Genomic DNA, 18,929 nt, shown 5'->3' with positions numbered 1-18,929 from the left:
TCTTCCTGGGTACATATCGTCTTGCGCCGGTGTGGGTACTCATGGTACCCAAAGCGCATGGACACGTTTCGCTCGCTCATCAATGCCTACGGGCTCGGCGACTTCGCATCTGACATCGGTGTCCACGAGAACACCGCGAAGCAGATGCGGAAGCGCGACTCTGTAGCGCCCGAGTATTGGGACGCCTGGGTTCGGGGTTCGATCGTGCGCGAGCGCGGTGATGTCACCTACGAACGGCTGGCAAAGATCGCCGCCTCCCGGCGTCCTTTACCCTCAACATCTCAGGTCGCGGCCGCTTCTGGTGAGGGCGTTGCGGCATGAGTGCCGCAGCCCGCCTATGCGTAGTCGCTGCGGTCGCCTTCGGCATCATCGCCGGCATTGGCCTCGGCAAGCGTCAGACCGCCCCCTTCGAGACCACCATTCCGTGGAGCGCTGCGCGATGAGCGCCGCCCATGCCCTCATGGAGCGTTTCGCGCTCCTCTCGCGCTCGGCCGGCTGTGGTGTTCAGCGTCGCTGGTCGAGCGCTCAGCTATCCAGCCGGACGAACATCGGCCGCTCTCCGATCGCTCGGGCCACGACGTTCCGTGCCGCGTGTGCCGCGCCGGCCAGTTCCGGATCCAGCTGCGTCACCCCCAGCATCGCCTCGGTGACGTGCCGCGTCAGGTCAGCTGCCGCCTTCGGATCCCTTTCGATCTCCCGCTTCACCAGCCACGACACCATGGCGTGCATCGCCAGGATAGTCGCGCTGCCCTGTGTTTCTTCCTCGTCCATCGGTTTCACTCCTTGCGCTGATCTCGGCGCTACTCAGGCCCTCTTGGGCGTTTCCTCCCCTGGACTTGCCGCCTCGCTTAACCGCGGGGCGGCCTTTCCTCGGGTCGCTCGTGCTTTGTCTTCGCGCGCCGGCCTTCGCCTGCCAGCCCATGCCGGTCGCGCATCCCTCTACCGTGTTGCTTATCGGCTTCCGCTTAACTCCTCAGCTTTGGTCCGCACCTCCTCTGTCGATGACCAATCGACCACGGGAGACTGTTCAAGTGCGGACAATTTTTGCCCGGAAACGGACAATGCATAGCGCTGCTAACCTCACCAGCCCGATGCTGGACGCGCTGGTTAAACATGCCGAGCGCCGCACGGGCTCTCGCATGCTCGCCTACGACAAGGTGGCGCGCTCCATCGGCGCGACATCGTCTTGGGTCCGGAAGTTCCTCGGCAATCAGCCCGTCAGGCTCGACGCCGACACCTTCCTTCGAATTCACGCGACCTATCAGGCCAACTGCGACCGCTGGGACGCTCAAGCTGACGAAGATCGAGCGGCGTTTTTCGCCCTCGGGAGGGAGGACGATGGAATGGATCAGGGCACGAACCCGAGCCTTCATGTGGGGCAGGGCGCGAGCGCTACGGACGGCGGGCGAGCCGCTCCCGTGGTGGCTGCGCTGGTGGATCAGGGCACGAAGCGACTGACCGGCGGTCGCTCATGATCGCCGAAGCAGAGATCACCGATACCGGCATCGCCGCTATGACGGATCAAGGCCGGGTCACCGTCGACTTCGTGGACGGCGTTGGCCGGTGTTCGCTCGTCATCGAGGTGATGGCCGCCGGCACCTACCACGTGCCCCTCGACATCGACGCCATCGACCACGTCCAGGGCGTCGCGCAGCGGGCCTACTTCCACGCCCTGTGTTCCGCCGTTCAGGCGGGAACCGAGCCCGCCTTGCTGCGGCGCCGACTGATCCCCTCGACCTGACGTATCCGCCGGCGGGCGGGTCCCGCCAGATTTTAGGAGATCCCTATGTCCACCATCGCACTTGGTCAGACAGTTAAGGACGCCATCACGGGCCTCGAGGGGGTCGTCGTTGCCCGGTACGAGTATCACTACGGCTGCACGCGCCTCAGTGTTCAGCCAACCGGCCTGGTGGACGGCAAGGCCGTCGAATCGTTCTGCGAAGATGAGCAGCGCTTCCTCGTGCTCGATCGTCCGAACATCCTCACAGTCGCGCCGCTGACGAATGCCCCTGGTGGCGATCGCCCGTCTCCGCCGGTCCGGACCGCCCCTTCGCGCTAGCCGCAAAAGAAAACCGCCCGGGCCCCATCCGCGAAGCGGGGCACCGAGCGGCTGATGTCGAAACATCGCTCTTGGAGAAGTTCAGATGACCACAAGCACAGCCGCATCGCAAGCCCCGGCAGTCGATGCCTCGTCAGTCGCCGCCGACCAGCTGAAGAGCATCATCGAGCGGATCGAGCGCCTTGAGGAAGAGAAGGCCGGCCTCACGAGCGACATCAGCGATGTCTACGCCGAGGCCAAGGGCGCAGGATTCGACGTGAAGGCCCTGCGCAAGATCATCGCCCTTCGCAAGAAGGACCATGCGGAGCGCACCGAGGAAGAGGCGATCCTCGAGCTCTACATGCAAGCCCTCGGGATGGTGTGAGCGTCATGGAAGCGCTCTCCCCCTCAGCACAGCGCCGGCTCAGCCGTCGCCTCAAGCCGGAAGAGCGCCCCTGCTACACGCAGAGGCGGATCGTCCGCGAGGTGACGGTCTGCTTCCCCATGCCGCCCTCGGCGAACAAGCTGTACGCTAACCGTGGGCCGCAGGGCCGCATCAAGACGACGGCCTATCGCGCCTGGCGCAACGCGGCCGTCCTGTCGGCCAGCGTGGCTCGCCCCACGCCTGGGCGCATCTCCGGGCCCTGCGACGTCGTCATTCACCTTCCGCCGTTCCAGGGCGACACCGACAACCGCATCAAGCCCTGCCTCGACGCGGCGAAGGAGATGGGTGTCATCGCCGACGACGGCCAGGCCTACATCCGGAACGTCCGCGCGATCCGTGAAGGGGAGGGCTCTCTCGTCCGCCTCGTCTTCACGATGCTTGCGATCGATCCCATCGCCGTCGCTGAGGCTGAGCTGCGCGCGAAGGAGGGCATGTCGGTCGATTACATCGCTGCCGCTCAGGGCCTCACGGTCGGTCAGGTGCGCGCCATCCTCGCGGGAGCTGCATCATGACTGCCGCTGAAGCGATGGCCCTGCGGAAGTGGCGCGAGCTCAAGGACACATCGACCATTGTCGCCGAGATGACGGCGACGGGTCTGAAGGTCGATCAGGCCTGGGTCTACAAGATCATCGCCGACGACCAGAACCGGCGCTACCGCGCCCGCGAACTGGCGAGGCTGCAGGCATGAGCACCTTCTCCAACCACAGCGCCTTCCGTCCGGGCCGCGCTCGCGAACTGCAGGTCTTAGACCTCAACGACATCCGCGCCGTGCTCCCGCTCGAGGCCGATGCCGCTGCCCTCGCGGTATGGCGTGCCATGCGCGATACCGCTGCGGTGTCATCAGCCCTGCGCGCGCTGGAGGCCCTTCCGGCGGCCGTCCGTGAGCACGTCCTGTCCATGGCTGCAGCGATCAGCGCCAAGCCGACTCGGAGGGCGGCATGATTCCATCAGGACATACCGCCGTCATGTCTGGCCGGCGTGAGCCCCCGGATAGCCTCGACTTTTTTCCAACGCCGCCTTGGGCGACGCGAGCGCTGCTCTCGTATGTTCTGGGGCTCAGTAGCGACGAGTTTCTATCCTCAACCGCATGGGACCCGTGCTGTGGCGAAGGCCACATGGTCGGCCCGCTGCGGGAATACTTTTGGCTCGTCGAGGGCACCGATGTCTTCGACTACGGCAAAGGCTTCGACGTCGCCGACTTCCTAGCTGAAGATGGCCGGTCGGCAGATTGGATCATTACCAACCCGCCCTTCAAGATCGCTGAGGCTGTCGTTCTTCAAGCGCTCTCCCGCGCCAAGGTGGGCGTTGCCATGCTGGTCCGTTCGGTCTGGCTTGAAGGCACCGGCCGCTACGAGCGCTTATTCCGCGTGCAGCCGCCTTCGATCATCGCGCAGTTCTGCGAGCGCGTACCAATGACGAAGGGGCGCTGGGATCCCGGCGCCAGCACTGCGACGAGCTACGCCTGGATTGTGTGGCAGGCCAAGCCGCGGCCTCTGCCACCGATATTCACCTGGATCCCGCCCGGTTGTCGCAAGGGCCTGTCTCGTCCGGACGATGCAGGGCGCTACGGCGTTCAGTCCGACGTCCCACTGTTCGCCGATCCGACGGGGGATAACGAAGCGAGCATGGCCGATGCGCCGTCTTTGCCTGCGGACTCAGAACTCCGCACCTTCCTCCCGGCTGCGGAGTAGGGGCCATGAGCATCACCCCCGAGATGATCGATGCCATGGTCGCCGCGGGCCTCACCCGTGAGCAGATGGCTGCGCTGATGAAGGCCAGCCTCGCCCAGGCCGAGGCTGCGCAGGCTGAAAAGCGTGCGAAGGCTGCCGCGAAGAAGCGCCGTCAGCGCAGCGTCCTGCCTGCTATGTCCCTGCATGTCCCGGGGACATCGGGGGACACACGGGGACAATTGGGGACGGAGGGGGACAACCCCGCCGCCCCCCTTCATGGCCCCCTCTCTCCCCCTGCACCCCCTCTCACCCCCCTTAATCCCCCCACCACCCCGGTTTCCCCCTCGGAAGCTGACGCTTCCTCTGCCCCCCAGGGGGCTCGGGTCAGGGGAACGCGGTTGCCGGTCGACTTCGGCACGAGGCCCGAGGCTCGGAGGGCCTGCGAGGAGTTTGGCCTCACCGGTCGGGCGATCGACGAGGCGCTGGCCGAGTTCCACGATTTCTGGGTCGGCGTGCCCGGAGTCCGTGGCACCAAGCTCGATTGGGTGGCGACGCTCCGGAATCGCCTCCGAGAGACCGTCCGGCGGCAGGCGCCAGCCCGCGCATCGCCGATGACTGAACGCGGCAACGGCTTCGGCCACCTAGCAGCCCAGAAACGCGCAGCACGCCAATCGGAGGGCGCCCATGACCACGCTACCGAGCGTCACACGGATCGCACCGTTTGTCCCTCTGACCCGCGAACAGCGGGAGCGCCTGACGGCGATGCGCGAGGCGGCTACGGCGACGGCCCCGGGCAAATACTCGATCTCGCAGCACGGCGCGCCTACGGCTGAGGAGCGGGCTTGGCTGGAGCCATACCGGGCCGACCTGCATCAACTGCTCCGCCCCGGCACCCGACGCGAGATCGACGACCGGATGCACGTCTTCCTCGGCGGATTCTCGCAGCTCAAGTCGCTGGACGATGAGAGCGCGGCCATGATGCTCGAGAACTTTGTCGAGGCGATGGAAGGCCTGCCGCTCGAAGTGGTCTCCCGCACCTGCAAGGCCTGGAACCAGAAGAAGATCAAAGGGGTGGACTACCGCTTCCCGCCGACGCCGCCTGAGTTCCGGGGTGCGGCCGACGACATCATGGCCTTGCTCCGCGTCGAGCGCCGGGACGTCGAGGTCGTGTTGTGCGCCCTGCCGGCGCCAGCGCCCCTGCCAGAGCCGACGGATGAGGAGCGCGAAGCCTGCGCCAACGCGGCCGCCGAACTTGTGAAGGTCATCGCCGATGCCGGCGCGAAGTTGGATGCGGAGCTTAGCGAGGCCAGCGCGACGGCCGGCCGAATCGAGCAGCTGGCCTATGTCCGCCGGTTTCAGGCAGCCGAAGCGGAGCGCAAGGCACGGATCGCGATGATGGCGGCGGTAGAGGGAGCGTCAGCAACCCCCGCCCCGGCATGAGAACGGGAGTAGAACATGCTCCTGTGATCGGTGGGGACAAGCACCCGCATTTCCTTGCGGTCTAAGCGGATTGTCCCAGAGTGAAACGACTACCGGCGGCGGGGCCGCATCCGACCAAAGAGCACCCCGCCGCCTTCTCCGACCCCTCGTTTCCGCGAGGGACCAGCGACCACCACGAAACTGAGGGTTTCGAGATGACCGAGAGCGATATGCAGAGCGGCGGCGCCGACCGTCAACCGATCGTCCGCGTGATGGACGGCGAGGTGCGCGCGGACAGCCGAGACGTGTCGGCCTACTTCCGCAAGCAGCACAAGAACGTCCTCCAGGCCATCGCGAACCTGGAATGCAGCGACGGGTTCCGCCGGCTGAATTTTCAGCCCATAAAAATCAATGACTTAAAGGGTGAGAGCACCTCCCACGTCGAGATGACGAAGGACGGCTTCGCGTTCCTGGTGATGGGCTTCACCGGCGCGGCCGCCGCGGTGTTCAAGGAGGCCTACATCGAGCGCTTCAACGCCATGGAGGCGAGGCTGCGGGCCCGGCCAGCTGTCGATACCATGGCGATGCTCAACGACCCGGCGGCCCTACGCAATTTGCTGCTCGCCAACACAGAGAAGGTGCTGGCCCTACAGGGCAAGGTGGCCGAGCAGGCGCCGATCGTGGATGCCTACGCCCGCATCGCCGAGGCGGACGGCTCCCTCTGTATCCGCGACGCCGCTAAGACCCTGCAGGTTCGGCCGATCGATCTCACGAACCACCTCATCGCCAAGGGGTGGATCTACCGGCGCCCTGGATCGAAGGAGTGGAGCGCGTATCAGCCGAAGCTCTCGTCGCTTCTTATGAAGCACAAGCTTGCGACCATCCCGCATGAAGACGGCCATGACCGGGTTCGCACACAGGTCCGCATCACGCCGAAGGGCATCGGGCGCCTCGCAGTTGATCTGGCGCTGTCATGAGCGCGGTCTTCACGACCTCCAGGCCGCCGCGCATTCATCCCGGCTCGCCCGAGTGGCGCGCGGCCCTGTTCGGCCAGGCCATTGCCTACGCAGCGCACCTCACGGGTCCGATCTGCCCGTATGCCCTCGGCTCGCACCTGCATCGGTTCCTCGGACAATCGGAGGAGCAATGCGGGGGAGAAGCCCTGGACGCCACCGTCATGCTGATCCGCACTGGCCTCTTCACCATCAACACGATGGATGAGGACGGGAGCCTGATCTTCGGCGGTGAGACTAAGCTGACCGTCACCCCGATGCTGACGGCCTATCTCTACGGTGACCCCGACGATGAAGAGGAGGAGGCGTAATGCTCCCATCTCCTCACATCACCGACCACGCGCTCCTCCGCTGGATGGAGCGCGTGCATGGGGTCGACGTAGAAGCTTGGCGCCGGCTGATGCTGGACGACCTGCGCGACGCCTTGGATGCCCACGACGGCCGGCACATCCCCGGCAGGGCGGCCTTCATCCTCTCTCCCACGGGTGAGAACGTCGTCACCGTCATCGGCGCTGGTCAGGCGCTAAGCCCCTACCAGGCCAAAACGATCGCAGTGGCTCGGGCTGTTGCCTGAGCTGCTCACCATCCTCTCGTAGCGTATCGAGGATCGACACCATGACGAACAAGCAACGTCGAGCACAGCGCCGTCAACGTCAGCGCGAGAAGCAGATGAAGGCGGTCAAGCGGTCTACGGCCGTCAACATGCAAACGGTCCGCGCCGGCGCACACACGGCGGCGCGTGAGCCGATGGACCGCTTCGAAGTGGACCACGACCGGTCCTGGTACGTCATCCGTGCCTTGCCGCGCTGGGCCAACCGCGCGGCCGAACAGATCCGCGAATCTGGCACTCCCGTGTTCGAGGCACGTGAGGCGGTACGGCTGGTCTCGGAGATCGGCAAGGTGAGGGTAGCGCTCATCCCCGTGCTGCGCCGGCTCCTCTTCATCGGCGTGCAGGACTGGCAGGAGCTGAAGCACGTCGAGAGCCACCCTGGCGTCTACGACGACGCGACCGGTTACCGCCGCAGCGGCATCGTCGAGCGGCCCGGCGGCGGACACATGGTCATCGCTCCCAACGACCTTCAGAACTTCGCGGACAGCATCACCGGCCACGGTGGCGACGCCGACGCAGCGCGGGGCTTCCTCTACGAGATCGGGCAGAGCGTGCGCGTCGCAGATGGACCATTCGCATCCTTCAACGGGACCGTCGAAGAGATCGACCCGCGAACCGGTCGACTGAAGGTCTCCGTCAGCATCTTCGGCCGCTCCACGCCTGTGGAATTGGAGCAGAAGGCAGTAGAGGCGGCTTGACTTCGCGCGCGCGCGCGACATTGTAGCGGGCAGGATATCCCGTCAACGGCGATAGCGCGGCGCGCAGTCTGGCCTTTTCGGTGACCCGGCCCACGTCAGATTTGGCGAGGCGCCGGGATTGTCGCGCCTTCCGGCGGAGCTACCCCCACCATCCGGCTGCACGCCCGGCCTGCACCAAGAAATTGCCGAGCGTCCCTAGAGCCGCAATCGTCGCGATCCATCGTTCGTAGGTTCCCAATCGAACCTTGTTGCGCACAACAACCTGAGACCCATCCCAGTACAGCTGCATCGTTCTCTCGTGAACGCCCAGCAGCGCCAGCCCTTCAAGGCTAATGGCGGACACATCCTTGGGCCATGCCTTCGGTCTTTCGTTCAAAAGCGCGACCCCGCGGATTCGGGCCCAATCTTCTTCGCTCATCCTCGGCGCCATGGATGGAGCTTCGTTCTTAGTCATCCGATTTTCCCTCGACGTGGCGTAGCGCAGTCCGGTAGCGCGCCAGGCTCATAACCTGGAGGTCCTCGGTTCAAATCCGAGCGCCGCAACCATCATCACCTATCGGCCTGCGCTGGGCGCAATCAGGTCTCCAAAGCCTGAGATCAGGGTTCGACTCCTTGGGCCGGTGCCATCTTCATCTTTGCGAGGCCCAGCATGTTCGGCATGTTCAACCGCCGCCGCGAGGATGAGCAGCGACGCAAGCGAGAGGCGGAGGACCGCGCTCGCCGTGCCCGCTTCGAGAACGACTCAGCCGGCATAGGCGGTAGCTACCCCTGGCCGCTCGGTATCTCAGGCGCTGGTGGTCATGTTGCCCACTCTGCCGATTGCTCGTCTTCCGACAGTGGTTCGTCGTCCAGCGATGGCGGTTCGTGCGGTGGTGGCGATTGAGCCTTCGACCGCACAACTAGGATCACGCGATTGTGGAAAGCATGGCGAGGAAGTCGCTTTCTCGCATGATCCTGATCGGGTGACCTTCAGTAATCATTTTCTCCGCCTTCATGTGCTTTACGCTCTTCCCGGAAGAGCCCACTCTCCGGGCATCTTGATCCCCAACGACCAAAAGCGTGGTGACCTTCGTCACCGATGGCGCCACTGCGTAGCCTGCGGTAGCGGCCAGAACTGCCATCTCGCTCTTCAGCATCGAGAGATTGCCCGTCATAACGAGAACTTCCCCGGCCAAGGGACCGTCGGAAACCCCTGCTTTCGTTTGTCCTTCTCGGTAGGAGACGGAGTGAGGTACGCCGCCAATCGGAAGTCGAACCCGATTCGTCCATCCCTCAAGATCTATGCCGCTATCGGCAATCGCTCGCGCCATGATGATGCCGGCCGCTCTAGCGTCCTCGCGAGCGTCGTGGTGACGAAATTGGATACCGAAAGCTGTTGCTAGGTTCCGTAGCCCGTACCCGCCACCCGATCCCGCGAACTCAGACCACGACCGTCTGGCGACCATGACGGTATCAAGCCAGTGACAGTCGAGTGGTGGATGGTTGTGCTTGATCGCCGCTCGTTGGAATGCCGTACGATCAAAATGGTGATGGTGGATGACAATGTTCTTCGTCAGAGCCCGCGATATTACCGGCAGCAGGTCTGACATTTTCGGCGATCCTGCCACGTCTTCCGCCGTTATGCCGTGAATGGCGACATTCATCGGATCGAAATAGTCTTCTGGGTCGATGAGGAAGTGCGCGTCCGACACTGGAAGGCCCCCTTCGAACCTCACCAATCCTACGGCGCAGATGCTGGCCATGTCAGGGTTCGCAGTTTCGACGTCCAGTGCGATGAAGTTCATGCCCGCCCTCCAATGAGCCGCTTTGCGAGCTCTGGCTGGATACAACCACAACTCGTTGAGGCTGACGATGCCCCGCCTCACGACCCTCAAGCCTCGCCTCGGAACCCTAGACACCCGCACGGCTATACCGACACCTAAGGTGGCGGATGCCGAGCTACTGACACCCGAGCACGCTGCCTGGCGCCAAGAGGTACTGAAGCGTGCAGGGTGGAAGTGCCAATGGCCTGGATGCGCTGCTCACGGCAGGCGAGGCGGCGTCCGGCTCTATGCTGACCACATCGTCGAGAGGCGTGACGGCGGCGACCCGCTGGACCCACGCAACGGGCAGGCTCTCTGCCCCCCTCACCATGGCCGCAAGACCGCTGCTGAGCGGGCGCGACGCATGGGGGCGACGCAGGCCTAGGCCTGAAACGCGACGCCTTCCCTGGGCGATCCTGGATGATCCTAGCCCATCCATCCGCAGGGGTAGGGGGGGGGTCGAAAGTCCACCGGTCTAGGGGTCGGCTACCGCATAGGGTCGCATTCGCAGATTTTTTCCTGGTGGGTCGTGTTGGTTGGTGCGGAGTAGTGCGGACATAGCAGTCATGGGAAAGGCAAAAAAACCTATCGACTGGGCTGGTGTCGAGCGCGACTATCGCAAAACTGAGTTGTCCGTCAGAGAGTTATCGCGCTGGTACGGCTGCGATGAGAAGGCGATCAGACTCCGTGCGAAGGCCGGCGAGTGGGTTCGCCCCGGCGCGAGCACTCCGCGGCCTACTCCGCAGGATCCGCAACCGCTCGCAGACGCAGTTGAGCCGATTGTCGAGCGGATCCGTCCGAAGAAAGGCGATGAGCCTGTCAGGCCCGAAGCCATTCTTGATCGCGGTCGCGATCTCGTCGTCCGCATGATGGACGAGCTTGAGGTGACCACCTCCTACATCGACGAGATGGAAGAGCAGATCCTCTCGGACACGAAGGGCAAGAACGACGGCCCGCGGCGCGAGGCGATGCTGAAGGCGGTGAGCCTGTCCACCCGGGCGGGCACGCTGAAGAACCTCGCGCTGGCTGCGAAGACGCTGGCCGAGGGCAATGTCCCCGACGGCAAGAAGAAGCAGCGCCAGGCCGGAGCAGACGAATCCACTTCAGCCGGCGGGAAGTTCGCACAACGCAGCGGCCCGCGGCTGGTAGCCAGTAACCCATGACCGAACGGCCCGAATGGACGACCGCATGCCCCGATTGGGAGAAGCGCATCGTTGCCGGTCGATCGCTGATCCCGTTCAAGCCGCTGTTCCCCGGGGCGGCAGCCGATGCCCTGGCAGTCTTCAAGGCTCTTCGGGTCGTCGATCTGCCGGGCAAGCCAACCTTCGGTGAGGTGAGCGAACCCTGGGTGTTCGATTTCGTGGCTGCCATCTTCGGCGCCTACGACGATGAGACCGGGCAGCAGCTGATCCGGGAGTTCTTCCTCCTCATCTCGAAGAAGAACACCAAGTCGACCATCGGCGCCGGCATCATGCTCACGGCGCTCATTATCAACTGGCGGCACGAGGAAGAGGTGCTGATCCTCGCGCCGACGATCGAGGTGGCGCAGAACAGCTACAAGCCGGCCGCCGCGATGGTGCGGGCGGATCCGGAGCTTGATGCGGCACAAGGGGAGGGCGGGTTCCTCCACGTTCAGGACCACCTCAAGACCATCACGCATCTCAGCACCCGGGCGGCGCTGAAGGTGGTCGCGGCGGACACGGATACGGTGTCGGGCAAGAAGGCCGGCCGCATCCTGATCGACGAGCTCTGGATCTTCGGCAAGCGGCCCAAGGCGGACGCCATGCTGAGAGAGGCTACCGGCGGTCTCGTGTCGCGGCCCGAAGGGTTCGTCATCTCGCTCTCGACGCAGAGCGATGAGCCGCCGGCCGGGGTGTTCAAGGCGAAGCTGGACTATTTCCGCAACGTGCGGGACGGCAAGGTCAAGGATCCCAAAAGCTTCGGCCTGCTCTACGAATTTCCGAAGGCGATGGTGGAGGCGAAGGCCTACCTCGAGCCCGACAACTTCTACATCACTAACCCCAATATCGACCGGTCCGTGAGCCGGGAATGGCTGGAAGACGAGCTCCGCAAGGAAGAGGACAAGGGCGAGGACACCCGCCGTACCTTCCTCGCGAAGCATTTGAACGTCGAAATCGGCATGAACCTTCGGGCCAACCGCTGGACTGGTTCCGAGTTCTGGGAGCAGCGCGCCGACGCAGCGCTCCGATGTCTGCCGGAGGATGCGCGAGCCGGCCTACGAGCCCTCCTCGACCGATGCGAGGTGGTCACGGTCGGGATCGACGGCGGCGGCCTCGACGATCTGTTCGGGCTGACGGTGCTGGGCAGGGAGAAGGTGACGCGCGACTGGCTCGCCTGGACCCACGCCTGGTGCCATATCGGCGTCCTAACGCGGCGCAAGTCGATTGCGACGAAGCTGCAGGGTTTCAAGGCGGCGGGCGAGCTGACGATCGTCGATGACGAGCTCGGCGACATCTCCGCCATTGTGGAGATCGTGTCGGACGTAAAAGAGCGCGGGCTTCTGGCCTGCGTCGGCGTCGATCCTGCGGGCCTCGGCGAGTTCATTGAGGCCATGGCCGAGATCGGGGTGACGCAGGAAGCGAAACTCCTCGTCGGCGTGCCCCAGGGCTACGGCATGATGAACGCCATCAAGACCGCAGAGCGGAAGCTTGCGAACGGGACGCTCCGTCATTCTGGCTCAAGCCTCATGGCCTGGGCGGTGGGCAACTTGAAGATCGAGCCGACCGCGACCGCCATCCGGGCGACGAAGCAGAATGCCGGCGACGCGAAGATCGACCCGGTGATGAGCCTCTTCGATGCCGTCGTGCCGATGTCGCTGAACCCCGAGCCCGTGAATACGCGCTCCGTCTACGAAGATCGCGGCCTGCGGGTCGCCTGAGGAGGCGGCATGCAGCCATCCGACGAGCGGCCCGCCGCTCCGCCCATCACCATCTCGACGCAGATCTTCCGTGAGGTCATCGGGGCTATCGGTGCTGGCCTCGCGGGCTATGGCGCGTGGCTTCACTATCAGCCGGCCGGGTTCATGGTTGGCGGCGGCGTGCTGGTTGGGCTCGCGGTCGTCGGGACACTCCGTGGGAACGGGTGATGAGAGGCCTGTTCTCTGCGATGCTTGGAGGCGGGATGAATGCCGCCGCCGAGCGCGAGGTGACATCTTGGGAGCCGGACGACGATCGCTGGTATGGCGAGGCTGGCGGCTCGGCCACCTTTACCGGAAGGCGCGTGACGCCGGACATCGCCCTGCAGTTCTCGGCTTTTTACGCAGGCACGCACCTTCTCGCGAAGACCTTGGCTTCGCTGCCCTTGCGGATGTACCGGAAGGATCCGGCGACCGGGAAAAGCTATGAAGCTCCCGAGCACCCGCTGAACGACCTGCTGGAGTACCAGCCGAACAGGTGGCAGACGGCTTGGGATTTCCGGGCCATGCTCATGATGCACTTGGTGATGCGCGGGAACGCGTACGCCGAGATCGTATCGGGCCCCCGAGGGTTCGCGGATCGCCTTGAGCCTATCCATCCGGATCGCGTGACGGTCGATCGCCTTCCCGACCGGACGCTGCGATACACGGTCTCCGAGGAAAACGGCAGGTCTCGGCGCCTACTTCAAGATGAGGTGCTTCACCTTCGGACCGCGTTCGCCCCCGGCCTGGTGGGCATCGGTCCCATCGCTCACGCCCGGCAAACGGTTGGCCTCGCCCTCGCGACGGAGGAGCATGGCGCCCGGCTCTTCTCGAATGGAGCCCGGCCTTCCGGCGTCATCACCGTGCCGAAGGGGTGGAGCGACGAGGCGTTCAAGCGCTTCAAGGAGGATTGGCGCCGGACATATAACGGCCTCTCGAACGCCGGCGGCACACCCATCCTTGAGGATGGTGCTGAGTTCAAAGCGATCAGCCTGACGGCGGAGGACGCACAGTTCCTCGCGACGCGCCAGCATCAGATCGAAGAGGTGTGTCGCTGGCTCGATGTGCCGCCCGTGCTGGTGCATCACGTGACGAAGACGACGTCCTGGGGATCAGGCGTCGAGGCCATCATGCTGGCCTTCGTGAGAAACAATCTGAAGCCGTGGCTCGATTGCTGGACGCAGGCAATCCGGCGCGACCTCATCCTCGCTCCGCGGCTCTATGAGGCGCGGTTCGACATCGAGGATCTGATCCGGGGCGATTCAAAAGCTCAGGCCGAGTTCTTCAGCCGCCTCGTCCTCAACGGCGTTTTGACCCGGAACGAGGCCCGCGTCGCCCTGGGCTACAACCCGCTGCCCGGCCTCGACGAACCCCTAGAGCCCAATACGGGCGCCACCTCGGACAAGCTGCCCGGCAACGGCGGCGGCGAGCCGAACAGCGCCGCCCTGCTCGGCCACAACGGCGGACCTTCCTTGGAGGAGGCCGACGCACCCGCCGCGCAGGAAGAGGAGTCCGAAGAATGACGAGCCGCTTCCCACATCTCCGTTCGGCCCTGATGTCTCAGGTCTGGGCCATGGACCCGGTCTGGCACTCGCTCATGGTCGAGATGATCGAGAACCGCGCCGAAGGCATCGTCATCACACCGGAGCAGGTGAGAGAGCGGGCCGGCCGGCATTCGCAGCTCGCCGACGGGTTGCTGATCGCCGGCGTCGATGTGCCGAACGGCATGACTGCGATGTTCGAGGTCAGCAGCTCGGGGCGTATCTACGCCGCCCGCGGCGGGTCTTCACGTGTGGCCGGCGACGCTGAGCCCGGCAGTCTAGTCGCGGTCATCAATGTGATGGGCGTGGTCGCGCATCATGCAAGCCAAGTCGACAACATCAGCGGCCCGGGCGGGACCTCGACGGCCCGCGTCGGACAGAGCTTCGATGCGGCCATGGACGACCCGGCAGTGAAGGCCGTCGTGTTCCACATCGATTCTCCGGGCGGCGGCGTGGCGGGTGTTCAAGAGCTAGCCGACAAGATTTTCGCCGCGCGCGGGCGGAAGCCGATCATCGCACAGGTGAACAGCACCGCGGCGTCGGCCGCCTACTGGATCGCGGCGCAGGCTGACGAGGTGGTCGTGACGCCGAGCGGGCAGGTGGGCTCAATCGGCGTCTACGGCTCGCACCGCGACATGTCGGCCGCTGCCGAGAAGGCCGGCATGAAGGTCACCTTCTTCGCTTACCCCCCGCAGAAGGTTGACGGGAATCAGTTCGCGCCGCCGTCGGCTGAGTTCTCCGAGAAGGCGATGGCCGACGTGAAGACGGTCTATGGCCAGTTCGCCGGCAGCGTCGCGCGGGGCCGGAACGTAAAACGGTCTGACGTCGAAGAGGGATTCGGCAAAGGCGGTGTCGAGCTTGCGGGAAGCGCGCTGAAGCTTGGCATGGTCGATCGCATCGCCACCATGGAAGACACGCTGCGCCGCGTCTCTCGCATGAAGGTATCACCGGCGGGAGCAAGGGCCGACGCTGGCGCAGACACCCTCCGTGCCGAAGCCGGCTCAGATGAACAGGATGGCGCCGACGGCGCCGAAGCGCCTGCTCCGGAGGATGCTCCCCCGGCACCCGATGAGCCGGCAGCCCCCATCGAAGACGCTGCCGCCAACGCGGCACGCCAGGCTGCTGACGAGCGCGATGCGTTCCGCCGCCGGCGCCACGCCTTTCGCTCTCGCTTCGGCTGAGCAGCACCCCTTTCCGAGATGCGCCCCACGAGCCGCCGGGCCGTGGGCAGACTATCCGCGCCCATGATCGCCCGGCGAGATGACGGAGCATATCAACATGTCCATCAAAGCACTTCGCCAGAAGCGCGCTGACCTCGTGAAGGAAGCGCAGGGCGCCTTCGATCTCGCCGCGAATGAAGCTCGCGGTCTTTCCGCCGACGAGTCGTCGCGCGTGGACGCCATCGAGACCGAACTCGCGGCCCTCGACAGCGATATCGGCCGCGTGGAGCGACACATGGAGCGCCAGCGCGCAATCGGCGGCGCGGCGGACGACAATGAGGCGGCGGACCGCCGCAGCGCTGGCGACCGCCACCAGGGCTCTGGCTTCTCGTCCCTCGGCGAGCAGATGCGCGCTATCATGGTCGCTGGCCGCCCGGGTGGTCAGGTCGATCCGCGCCTGCAGGCGTTCGGCGAAATGTCGGCCGGCCCGACCGGCATGTCCGAGGGTATCGCAGCGGACGGCGGCTGGCTTGTCCAGTCCGATTTCGCCAACGACCTGATCAAGGCGACCTTCGAGGGCGGCCAGCTCGCCTCTCGCGTGCGCAAGATCCCGATCGGCCCGAACTCCAACGGTATCCGCGCCAACGGCGTCGACGAGACCAGCCGCGCCAACGGCTCGCGCTGGGGTGGCGTTCAGGCGTTCTGGACCGAGGAGGCCGGCCTCAAGCGCGAGAGCCGGCCGAAGTTCAAGCGCATCAGCATGGAGCTGACCAAGCTCGTCGGCCTCTGCTACGCGACCGACGAACTGCTGCAGGACACCACCGCCCTCGCAGCCTGGATCGACCAGGCGTTCGAGGAGGAGTTCGTGTTCCGCATCGAGGACGCGATCATGAACGGCACTGGTGCCGGCATGCCGCTGGGCTACCTCAACAGCGGCGCCACCATCGTCGTCCCGAAGGAGGTCGGCCAGGGCGCCAACACCATCGTTGCCCAGAACATCCTCAAGATGTGGGCCCGCATGCCCGCTGCCTCGCGCAAGAACGCGGTCTGGATCGTCAACCAGGACGTCGAGGTTCAGCTCTTCCAGCTCATGCTGCTGGTCAAGAACGTGGCTGGCACCGAGAACGTCGGCGGCCTCGCCTTCCCGCAGGTGACCTACGTCCCGCCCGGCACGAACGGGAACGAGTACGGCACGCTGATGGGGCGGCCGGTCATTCCGGTCGAATACGCTGCGACCCTCGGCACGGCCGGCGACATCCAGCTCGTCGACCTCTCGCAGTACCTCGCGATCGACAAGGGGCCGATCCAGAAGGCCTCTTCGATCCACGTCCGCTTCATCTACGACGAGACCTGCTTCCGCTTCGTCTACCGGTTCAACGGCATGCCGGTTTGGCAGCAGCCGATGACGCCGTACCGCGGCACCACCACGCAGTCTCCCTTCGTCACGCTCGGTAACCGCGCCTAAGCGGCCCGACCCGTCGGCGGGGCTCAGGCCCCGCTGGCTCACCCTCACGATCCATTGCCTTCGCTGGGAGAATAGCGATGCCCAAGTCAAACTTTGCGACGGCCGTGAAGGTCGTCGAGCTTCTGCCCGCCGCCGCCGATGCGGCCGGCCGGTCTTCCGACATCATCAGCCTCAAGAACGCGACCTTCGCCACGATCCTGGTCTTGCTCACGCAGGGCAACGCCGCGCCTGTCACTCTCACGCTGATGCAGGCGCAGGACGTGGCCGGCACTGGGGCCAAGCCCTTCGACAAGCCGATCCCCATCTGGGCGAACCTCGACACCGCAGCTAGTGACACCCTCGTCCGCCAGCCCGACGGCGTCTCCTACGCCAGCGGCGCCGCCGTGAAGAACAAGCAGGTCGTTTTCCATATCGACCCGGCCCAGCTCGACGTGAACGGCGGCTACAAGACCGTCTTCGTCACCACGAGCGCTTCGAATGCGGCCAACCTCAACAGCATCCTCGCGATGCTCGAGGGCCACCGCTACCAGGCCGCCACGCTCCCCAGCGCGATCATCGACTGATCCGCGACGCCACCGGTGGGCCAATGGCTCACCGGTGTCTTGTCCTGTCGCCTGACCCTCGGGAGCAAATCCTATGTTCGTGAAGCAGCTCATCGGCCGGATGGCCAACACCGTCGTCGAGATGCCCTTCGCCGCAGCCACTTCGAACATCGCCGCAGGCACGTGCGTGCTCGCGACGGAGGATGAGGTCGCTGCGGCTGGCCTGGAGATGCGCCCGACGACTATCTCCGCAGAGCCCGAGGTGCTTCCGGCCGGGTATCGTACGGAGGTGACGGAGGTCGGCGGGTTCGATCTTTTCGACGCCGGCGGCGTGCGGCTCAATCAGGAGCCATTTGCCAACATGCCAGCGCTACTCTCGTTCGCCCATGAGCGGGCCGCTCTGATGGCCCCGGTGGCCGTCCTGATCCCGCTGAGCCAGATCCCCGGCACCGAGCCGGCGCTCATCAACTTCGCCGATTATCGCTTCGAGCCGGCAGAGGGCGGGGGCTACTTCTTGTTCGACCCTGCGGGGGTCCAGCTTGGCGCCGATACGGTTGCCGATGAGGAGGCGGCCCGACTGGGGCTTCGTCAGCATTATGCCGCCGCGCGCGGGCTGACGCTGGAGGAGTTGGAGGCCGAGGAGGCGCGCCCCGGCATGCTGTCCACGATCGCAGTGCCGGATGATTGGCGCTCGCTCCACCACACGCAGAAGCGCGCCCTGGCGCAGCGGATCTCCGGAGAGCCGGTCGGCGCCACCGCTGCAGCCGAGCACATCATCGAAGAGTACCTGACGCGCCCCTGAAGCGCGTCGCCTTCCCTCTGGCCGGTTGAGTGCACGCCATGCGCCTGATCAGCACCGTCATGTTGGGGCTACTACTTGCGACCGCCGTCGCAGCACAGGGCCAGCTGTCCAACGGCTACGAGGCCGTACGCAGCGACCCAGTGGCCACGCTCGCTATGCCGTTCATTCGGTCCGGCAGCGGCGATCCCATCATCTTCAGCGGAATCACGACCACGGCGAAGCAGTTCGCCCTCGCGAAGCCGGCGGACGCGACCTCCTATCGCTTCGTGAACCCGTGCAACGTCGATGTCCGGATCCGAAAGGTGTCGAGCATGTCGGAGAGCGTCACGCTCACCACCGGCACCCGCTTCCTAGCGCGCTCATCAGAGACGTTAGGCACGAGCCAGCCGACGTTCGTGTCCATCATCGCCACTGCCGCCCCAACCGGCGAGTGCGCGCCTGAACTCCAGTATGGGCGAGGCGGCTGATGCGTGTCCTCTGGCTTCTCGCCTGCCTCTCCATCAGCCTGATCTCTCCGGCCGAGAGCAACCTGCGCTCTGCCAGTCCCATGATGGGCGACGGGGTCCAACGCACCGGCCCCGCTGGCCCTCAGGGCGAGCCGGGTGCGGTTGGGCCGCAGGGCAATCCTGGCCCGTCGGGCGTTATAGGGCCGAAGGGCGACAATGGCGCTACTGGAAGCGCAGGCCCCCAAGGACCGGCAGGAGCGAAGGGCGATGCGGGTGCAGTTGGTCGTGCTGGTGATCCTGGTAGTGCCGGTCCTGTCGGGCCTGCAGGATATCCTGGCGCTACGGGACCTGTCGGTCCTGC

Annotated in this window: 29 protein-coding genes and 2 tRNA genes; 28 read left to right on the top strand and 3 right to left on the bottom strand. The window is 65.3% G+C overall.

The genetic code is table 11. From position 1 onward, the window contains the following. The first annotated feature begins 57 nt into the window (after window positions 1–57). Complete coding sequence (locus ACYQOP_RS00905; protein WP_461220724.1) at window positions 58–321, top strand: hypothetical protein; 264 nt, start codon at window positions 58–60, stop codon at window positions 319–321. Then, window positions 318–443, top strand: coding sequence for a hypothetical protein (locus ACYQOP_RS00900; RefSeq protein ID WP_461220723.1), 126 nt, complete (start codon window positions 318–320; stop codon window positions 441–443). Before ACYQOP_RS00905 ends, ACYQOP_RS00900 begins: the two co-directional genes overlap by 4 nt. Window positions 444–525: 82 nt before the next feature. Here ACYQOP_RS00900 and ACYQOP_RS00895 read toward each other — a convergent pair whose 3' ends face one another. After that, window positions 526–771 (bottom strand): hypothetical protein, encoded by a 246-nt coding sequence (locus ACYQOP_RS00895; RefSeq protein ID WP_461220722.1) that lies wholly within the window; start codon window positions 769–771, stop codon window positions 526–528. Window positions 772–1,061: 290 nt separating this feature from the next. On the opposite strand from ACYQOP_RS00895, the gene ACYQOP_RS00890 reads away from it, so the two are divergent. The 14 genes from ACYQOP_RS00890 to nusG all read left to right on the top strand — a co-directional run bounded on the left by ACYQOP_RS00890 (window position 1,062) and on the right by nusG (window position 7,893). Beyond that, a complete protein-coding gene (locus tag ACYQOP_RS00890; RefSeq protein ID WP_461220721.1) occupies window positions 1,062–1,475 on the top strand; it encodes a hypothetical protein in 414 nt (137 codons plus the stop codon). Continuing rightward, the gene (locus ACYQOP_RS00885; RefSeq protein ID WP_461220719.1) at window positions 1,472–1,741 is read left to right on the top strand and encodes a hypothetical protein; all 270 of its coding nucleotides are present in this window, start codon (window positions 1,472–1,474) and stop codon (window positions 1,739–1,741) included. Before ACYQOP_RS00890 ends, ACYQOP_RS00885 begins: the two co-directional genes overlap by 4 nt. Before the next feature lie 45 nt (window positions 1,742–1,786). Further along, the gene (locus tag ACYQOP_RS00880; protein WP_461220717.1) at window positions 1,787–2,059 is read left to right on the top strand and encodes a hypothetical protein; all 273 of its coding nucleotides are present in this window, start codon (window positions 1,787–1,789) and stop codon (window positions 2,057–2,059) included. Between the two features lie 85 nt (window positions 2,060–2,144). Then, the gene (locus tag ACYQOP_RS00875; protein WP_461220716.1) at window positions 2,145–2,423 is read left to right on the top strand and encodes a DUF2312 domain-containing protein; all 279 of its coding nucleotides are present in this window, start codon (window positions 2,145–2,147) and stop codon (window positions 2,421–2,423) included. Window positions 2,424–2,428: 5 nt separating this feature from the next. Beyond that, on the top strand, window positions 2,429–2,995 hold the full coding sequence (locus tag ACYQOP_RS00870; protein ID WP_461220715.1) for a RusA family crossover junction endodeoxyribonuclease: 567 nt from the start codon (window positions 2,429–2,431) through the stop codon (window positions 2,993–2,995). Next, the gene (locus ACYQOP_RS00865; RefSeq protein WP_461220713.1) at window positions 2,992–3,171 is read left to right on the top strand and encodes a hypothetical protein; all 180 of its coding nucleotides are present in this window, start codon (window positions 2,992–2,994) and stop codon (window positions 3,169–3,171) included. Before ACYQOP_RS00870 ends, ACYQOP_RS00865 begins: the two co-directional genes overlap by 4 nt. Further along, the gene (locus ACYQOP_RS00860; RefSeq protein ID WP_461220712.1) at window positions 3,168–3,425 is read left to right on the top strand and encodes a hypothetical protein; all 258 of its coding nucleotides are present in this window, start codon (window positions 3,168–3,170) and stop codon (window positions 3,423–3,425) included. The genes ACYQOP_RS00865 and ACYQOP_RS00860 overlap by 4 nt, the downstream gene beginning before the upstream one ends. 173 nt (window positions 3,426–3,598) lie before the next feature. After that, on the top strand, window positions 3,599–4,174 hold the full coding sequence (locus ACYQOP_RS00855; protein WP_461220711.1) for an SAM-dependent DNA methyltransferase: 576 nt from the start codon (window positions 3,599–3,601) through the stop codon (window positions 4,172–4,174). 5 nt (window positions 4,175–4,179) lie between these two features. Further along, the gene (locus tag ACYQOP_RS00850; protein WP_461220710.1) at window positions 4,180–4,986 is read left to right on the top strand and encodes a hypothetical protein; all 807 of its coding nucleotides are present in this window, start codon (window positions 4,180–4,182) and stop codon (window positions 4,984–4,986) included. Then, window positions 4,916–5,593: a hypothetical protein gene (locus ACYQOP_RS00845; RefSeq protein ID WP_461220709.1), complete on the top strand. Its 678-nt coding sequence runs from the start codon at window positions 4,916–4,918 to the stop codon at window positions 5,591–5,593. The genes ACYQOP_RS00850 and ACYQOP_RS00845 overlap by 71 nt, the downstream gene beginning before the upstream one ends. Window positions 5,594–5,787: 194 nt before the next feature. Beyond that, complete coding sequence (locus ACYQOP_RS00840) at window positions 5,788–6,549, top strand: Rha family transcriptional regulator (RefSeq protein WP_461220708.1); 762 nt, start codon at window positions 5,788–5,790, stop codon at window positions 6,547–6,549. Then, window positions 6,546–6,896, top strand: coding sequence for a hypothetical protein (locus ACYQOP_RS00835; RefSeq protein ID WP_461220707.1), 351 nt, complete (start codon window positions 6,546–6,548; stop codon window positions 6,894–6,896). The genes ACYQOP_RS00840 and ACYQOP_RS00835 overlap by 4 nt, the downstream gene beginning before the upstream one ends. Further along, window positions 6,896–7,159: a hypothetical protein gene (locus tag ACYQOP_RS00830; RefSeq protein WP_461220706.1), complete on the top strand. Its 264-nt coding sequence runs from the start codon at window positions 6,896–6,898 to the stop codon at window positions 7,157–7,159. The genes ACYQOP_RS00835 and ACYQOP_RS00830 overlap by 1 nt, the downstream gene beginning before the upstream one ends. A gap of 41 nt (window positions 7,160–7,200) precedes the next feature. Further along, complete coding sequence (gene nusG / locus ACYQOP_RS00825; RefSeq protein WP_461220704.1) at window positions 7,201–7,893, top strand: transcription termination/antitermination protein NusG; 693 nt, start codon at window positions 7,201–7,203, stop codon at window positions 7,891–7,893. 139 nt (window positions 7,894–8,032) lie between these two features. Here the strand turns inward: nusG and ACYQOP_RS00820 are convergent, their stop codons facing one another. After that, window positions 8,033–8,311, bottom strand: coding sequence for a hypothetical protein (locus ACYQOP_RS00820; RefSeq protein ID WP_461220703.1), 279 nt, complete (start codon window positions 8,309–8,311; stop codon window positions 8,033–8,035). Between the two features lie 51 nt (window positions 8,312–8,362). On the opposite strand from ACYQOP_RS00820, the gene ACYQOP_RS00815 reads away from it, so the two are divergent. Both ACYQOP_RS00815 and ACYQOP_RS00810 read left to right on the top strand, forming a co-directional pair. After that, a tRNA-Met gene (locus tag ACYQOP_RS00815) sits at window positions 8,363–8,439 on the top strand. Window positions 8,440–8,448: 9 nt separating this feature from the next. Next, window positions 8,449–8,519, top strand: a tRNA-OTHER gene (locus ACYQOP_RS00810). A gap of 279 nt (window positions 8,520–8,798) precedes the next feature. Here ACYQOP_RS00810 and ACYQOP_RS00805 read toward each other — a convergent pair. Beyond that, complete coding sequence (locus ACYQOP_RS00805) at window positions 8,799–9,677, bottom strand: exonuclease domain-containing protein (RefSeq protein ID WP_461220701.1); 879 nt, start codon at window positions 9,675–9,677, stop codon at window positions 8,799–8,801. A gap of 67 nt (window positions 9,678–9,744) precedes the next feature. Here ACYQOP_RS00805 and ACYQOP_RS00800 point away from each other — a divergent pair, with 67 nt between their 5' ends. From ACYQOP_RS00800 to ACYQOP_RS00755, 10 genes are all read left to right on the top strand, one after another. After that, complete coding sequence (locus ACYQOP_RS00800) at window positions 9,745–10,080, top strand: HNH endonuclease signature motif containing protein (RefSeq protein WP_461220700.1); 336 nt, start codon at window positions 9,745–9,747, stop codon at window positions 10,078–10,080. Between the two features lie 181 nt (window positions 10,081–10,261). After that, window positions 10,262–10,858, top strand: a complete 597-nt coding sequence (locus ACYQOP_RS00795) for a hypothetical protein (protein WP_461220699.1) — start codon at window positions 10,262–10,264, stop codon at window positions 10,856–10,858. Continuing rightward, the gene (locus ACYQOP_RS00790) at window positions 10,855–12,594 is read left to right on the top strand and encodes a terminase large subunit (RefSeq protein WP_461220697.1); all 1,740 of its coding nucleotides are present in this window, start codon (window positions 10,855–10,857) and stop codon (window positions 12,592–12,594) included. Before ACYQOP_RS00795 ends, ACYQOP_RS00790 begins: the two co-directional genes overlap by 4 nt. A gap of 9 nt (window positions 12,595–12,603) precedes the next feature. Then, window positions 12,604–12,801 carry a hypothetical protein gene (locus ACYQOP_RS00785; RefSeq protein WP_461220696.1) on the top strand — a complete coding sequence of 66 codons (198 nt, stop codon included), beginning with the start codon at window positions 12,604–12,606 and terminating at the stop codon, window positions 12,799–12,801. Window positions 12,802–12,836: 35 nt separating this feature from the next. Then, on the top strand, window positions 12,837–14,135 hold the full coding sequence (locus ACYQOP_RS00780) for a phage portal protein (RefSeq protein WP_461220695.1): 1,299 nt from the start codon (window positions 12,837–12,839) through the stop codon (window positions 14,133–14,135). A gap of 50 nt (window positions 14,136–14,185) precedes the next feature. Further along, entirely contained in the window at window positions 14,186–15,334 is a 1,149-nt protein-coding gene (locus ACYQOP_RS00775) for a S49 family peptidase (protein ID WP_461220694.1), read from the top strand. Window positions 15,335–15,431: 97 nt separating this feature from the next. Next, complete coding sequence (locus ACYQOP_RS00770; protein WP_461220692.1) at window positions 15,432–16,778, top strand: phage major capsid protein; 1,347 nt, start codon at window positions 15,432–15,434, stop codon at window positions 16,776–16,778. 77 nt (window positions 16,779–16,855) lie between these two features. Then, window positions 16,856–17,341, top strand: coding sequence for a hypothetical protein (locus ACYQOP_RS00765; protein ID WP_461220691.1), 486 nt, complete (start codon window positions 16,856–16,858; stop codon window positions 17,339–17,341). 73 nt (window positions 17,342–17,414) lie between these two features. Beyond that, complete coding sequence (locus tag ACYQOP_RS00760; protein WP_461220690.1) at window positions 17,415–18,122, top strand: hypothetical protein; 708 nt, start codon at window positions 17,415–17,417, stop codon at window positions 18,120–18,122. Window positions 18,123–18,160: 38 nt separating this feature from the next. Then, window positions 18,161–18,589 carry a hypothetical protein gene (locus tag ACYQOP_RS00755; protein WP_461220689.1) on the top strand — a complete coding sequence of 143 codons (429 nt, stop codon included), beginning with the start codon at window positions 18,161–18,163 and terminating at the stop codon, window positions 18,587–18,589. Window positions 18,590–18,929 lie beyond the last annotated feature (340 nt).

The organism is Methylobacterium sp. CM6247 (assembly GCF_054817925.1).
This window is presented reverse-complemented; position numbering and strand designations above follow the sequence as displayed.

Excerpts from the sequence above, each read along its gene's own strand:
- ACYQOP_RS00905 (WP_461220724.1), top strand. The coding sequence starts at position 58 with ATGGACACGTTTCGCTCGCTCATCAATGCCTACGGGCTCGGCGACTTC.
- ACYQOP_RS00900 (WP_461220723.1), top strand. The coding sequence starts at position 318 with ATGAGTGCCGCAGCCCGCCTATGCGTAGTCGCTGCGGTCGCCTTCGGC.
- ACYQOP_RS00895 (WP_461220722.1), bottom strand. The coding sequence starts at position 771 with ATGGACGAGGAAGAAACACAGGGCAGCGCGACTATCCTGGCGATGCAC.
- ACYQOP_RS00890 (WP_461220721.1), top strand. The coding sequence starts at position 1,062 with ATGCATAGCGCTGCTAACCTCACCAGCCCGATGCTGGACGCGCTGGTT.
- ACYQOP_RS00885 (WP_461220719.1), top strand. The coding sequence starts at position 1,472 with ATGATCGCCGAAGCAGAGATCACCGATACCGGCATCGCCGCTATGACG.
- ACYQOP_RS00880 (WP_461220717.1), top strand. The coding sequence starts at position 1,787 with ATGTCCACCATCGCACTTGGTCAGACAGTTAAGGACGCCATCACGGGC.
- ACYQOP_RS00875 (WP_461220716.1), top strand. The coding sequence starts at position 2,145 with ATGACCACAAGCACAGCCGCATCGCAAGCCCCGGCAGTCGATGCCTCG.
- ACYQOP_RS00870 (WP_461220715.1), top strand. The coding sequence starts at position 2,429 with ATGGAAGCGCTCTCCCCCTCAGCACAGCGCCGGCTCAGCCGTCGCCTC.
- ACYQOP_RS00865 (WP_461220713.1), top strand. The coding sequence starts at position 2,992 with ATGACTGCCGCTGAAGCGATGGCCCTGCGGAAGTGGCGCGAGCTCAAG.
- ACYQOP_RS00860 (WP_461220712.1), top strand. The coding sequence starts at position 3,168 with ATGAGCACCTTCTCCAACCACAGCGCCTTCCGTCCGGGCCGCGCTCGC.
- ACYQOP_RS00855 (WP_461220711.1), top strand. The coding sequence starts at position 3,599 with ATGGTCGGCCCGCTGCGGGAATACTTTTGGCTCGTCGAGGGCACCGAT.
- ACYQOP_RS00850 (WP_461220710.1), top strand. The coding sequence starts at position 4,180 with ATGAGCATCACCCCCGAGATGATCGATGCCATGGTCGCCGCGGGCCTC.
- ACYQOP_RS00845 (WP_461220709.1), top strand. The coding sequence starts at position 4,916 with ATGCGCGAGGCGGCTACGGCGACGGCCCCGGGCAAATACTCGATCTCG.
- ACYQOP_RS00840 (WP_461220708.1), top strand. The coding sequence starts at position 5,788 with ATGACCGAGAGCGATATGCAGAGCGGCGGCGCCGACCGTCAACCGATC.
- ACYQOP_RS00835 (WP_461220707.1), top strand. The coding sequence starts at position 6,546 with ATGAGCGCGGTCTTCACGACCTCCAGGCCGCCGCGCATTCATCCCGGC.
- ACYQOP_RS00830 (WP_461220706.1), top strand. The coding sequence starts at position 6,896 with ATGCTCCCATCTCCTCACATCACCGACCACGCGCTCCTCCGCTGGATG.
- nusG (WP_461220704.1), top strand. The coding sequence starts at position 7,201 with ATGACGAACAAGCAACGTCGAGCACAGCGCCGTCAACGTCAGCGCGAG.
- ACYQOP_RS00820 (WP_461220703.1), bottom strand. The coding sequence starts at position 8,311 with ATGAGCGAAGAAGATTGGGCCCGAATCCGCGGGGTCGCGCTTTTGAAC.
- ACYQOP_RS00805 (WP_461220701.1), bottom strand. The coding sequence starts at position 9,677 with ATGAACTTCATCGCACTGGACGTCGAAACTGCGAACCCTGACATGGCC.
- ACYQOP_RS00800 (WP_461220700.1), top strand. The coding sequence starts at position 9,745 with ATGCCCCGCCTCACGACCCTCAAGCCTCGCCTCGGAACCCTAGACACC.
- ACYQOP_RS00795 (WP_461220699.1), top strand. The coding sequence starts at position 10,262 with ATGGGAAAGGCAAAAAAACCTATCGACTGGGCTGGTGTCGAGCGCGAC.
- ACYQOP_RS00790 (WP_461220697.1), top strand. The coding sequence starts at position 10,855 with ATGACCGAACGGCCCGAATGGACGACCGCATGCCCCGATTGGGAGAAG.
- ACYQOP_RS00785 (WP_461220696.1), top strand. The coding sequence starts at position 12,604 with ATGCAGCCATCCGACGAGCGGCCCGCCGCTCCGCCCATCACCATCTCG.
- ACYQOP_RS00780 (WP_461220695.1), top strand. The coding sequence starts at position 12,837 with ATGAATGCCGCCGCCGAGCGCGAGGTGACATCTTGGGAGCCGGACGAC.
- ACYQOP_RS00775 (WP_461220694.1), top strand. The coding sequence starts at position 14,186 with ATGGACCCGGTCTGGCACTCGCTCATGGTCGAGATGATCGAGAACCGC.
- ACYQOP_RS00770 (WP_461220692.1), top strand. The coding sequence starts at position 15,432 with ATGTCCATCAAAGCACTTCGCCAGAAGCGCGCTGACCTCGTGAAGGAA.
- ACYQOP_RS00765 (WP_461220691.1), top strand. The coding sequence starts at position 16,856 with ATGCCCAAGTCAAACTTTGCGACGGCCGTGAAGGTCGTCGAGCTTCTG.
- ACYQOP_RS00760 (WP_461220690.1), top strand. The coding sequence starts at position 17,415 with ATGTTCGTGAAGCAGCTCATCGGCCGGATGGCCAACACCGTCGTCGAG.
- ACYQOP_RS00755 (WP_461220689.1), top strand. The coding sequence starts at position 18,161 with ATGCGCCTGATCAGCACCGTCATGTTGGGGCTACTACTTGCGACCGCC.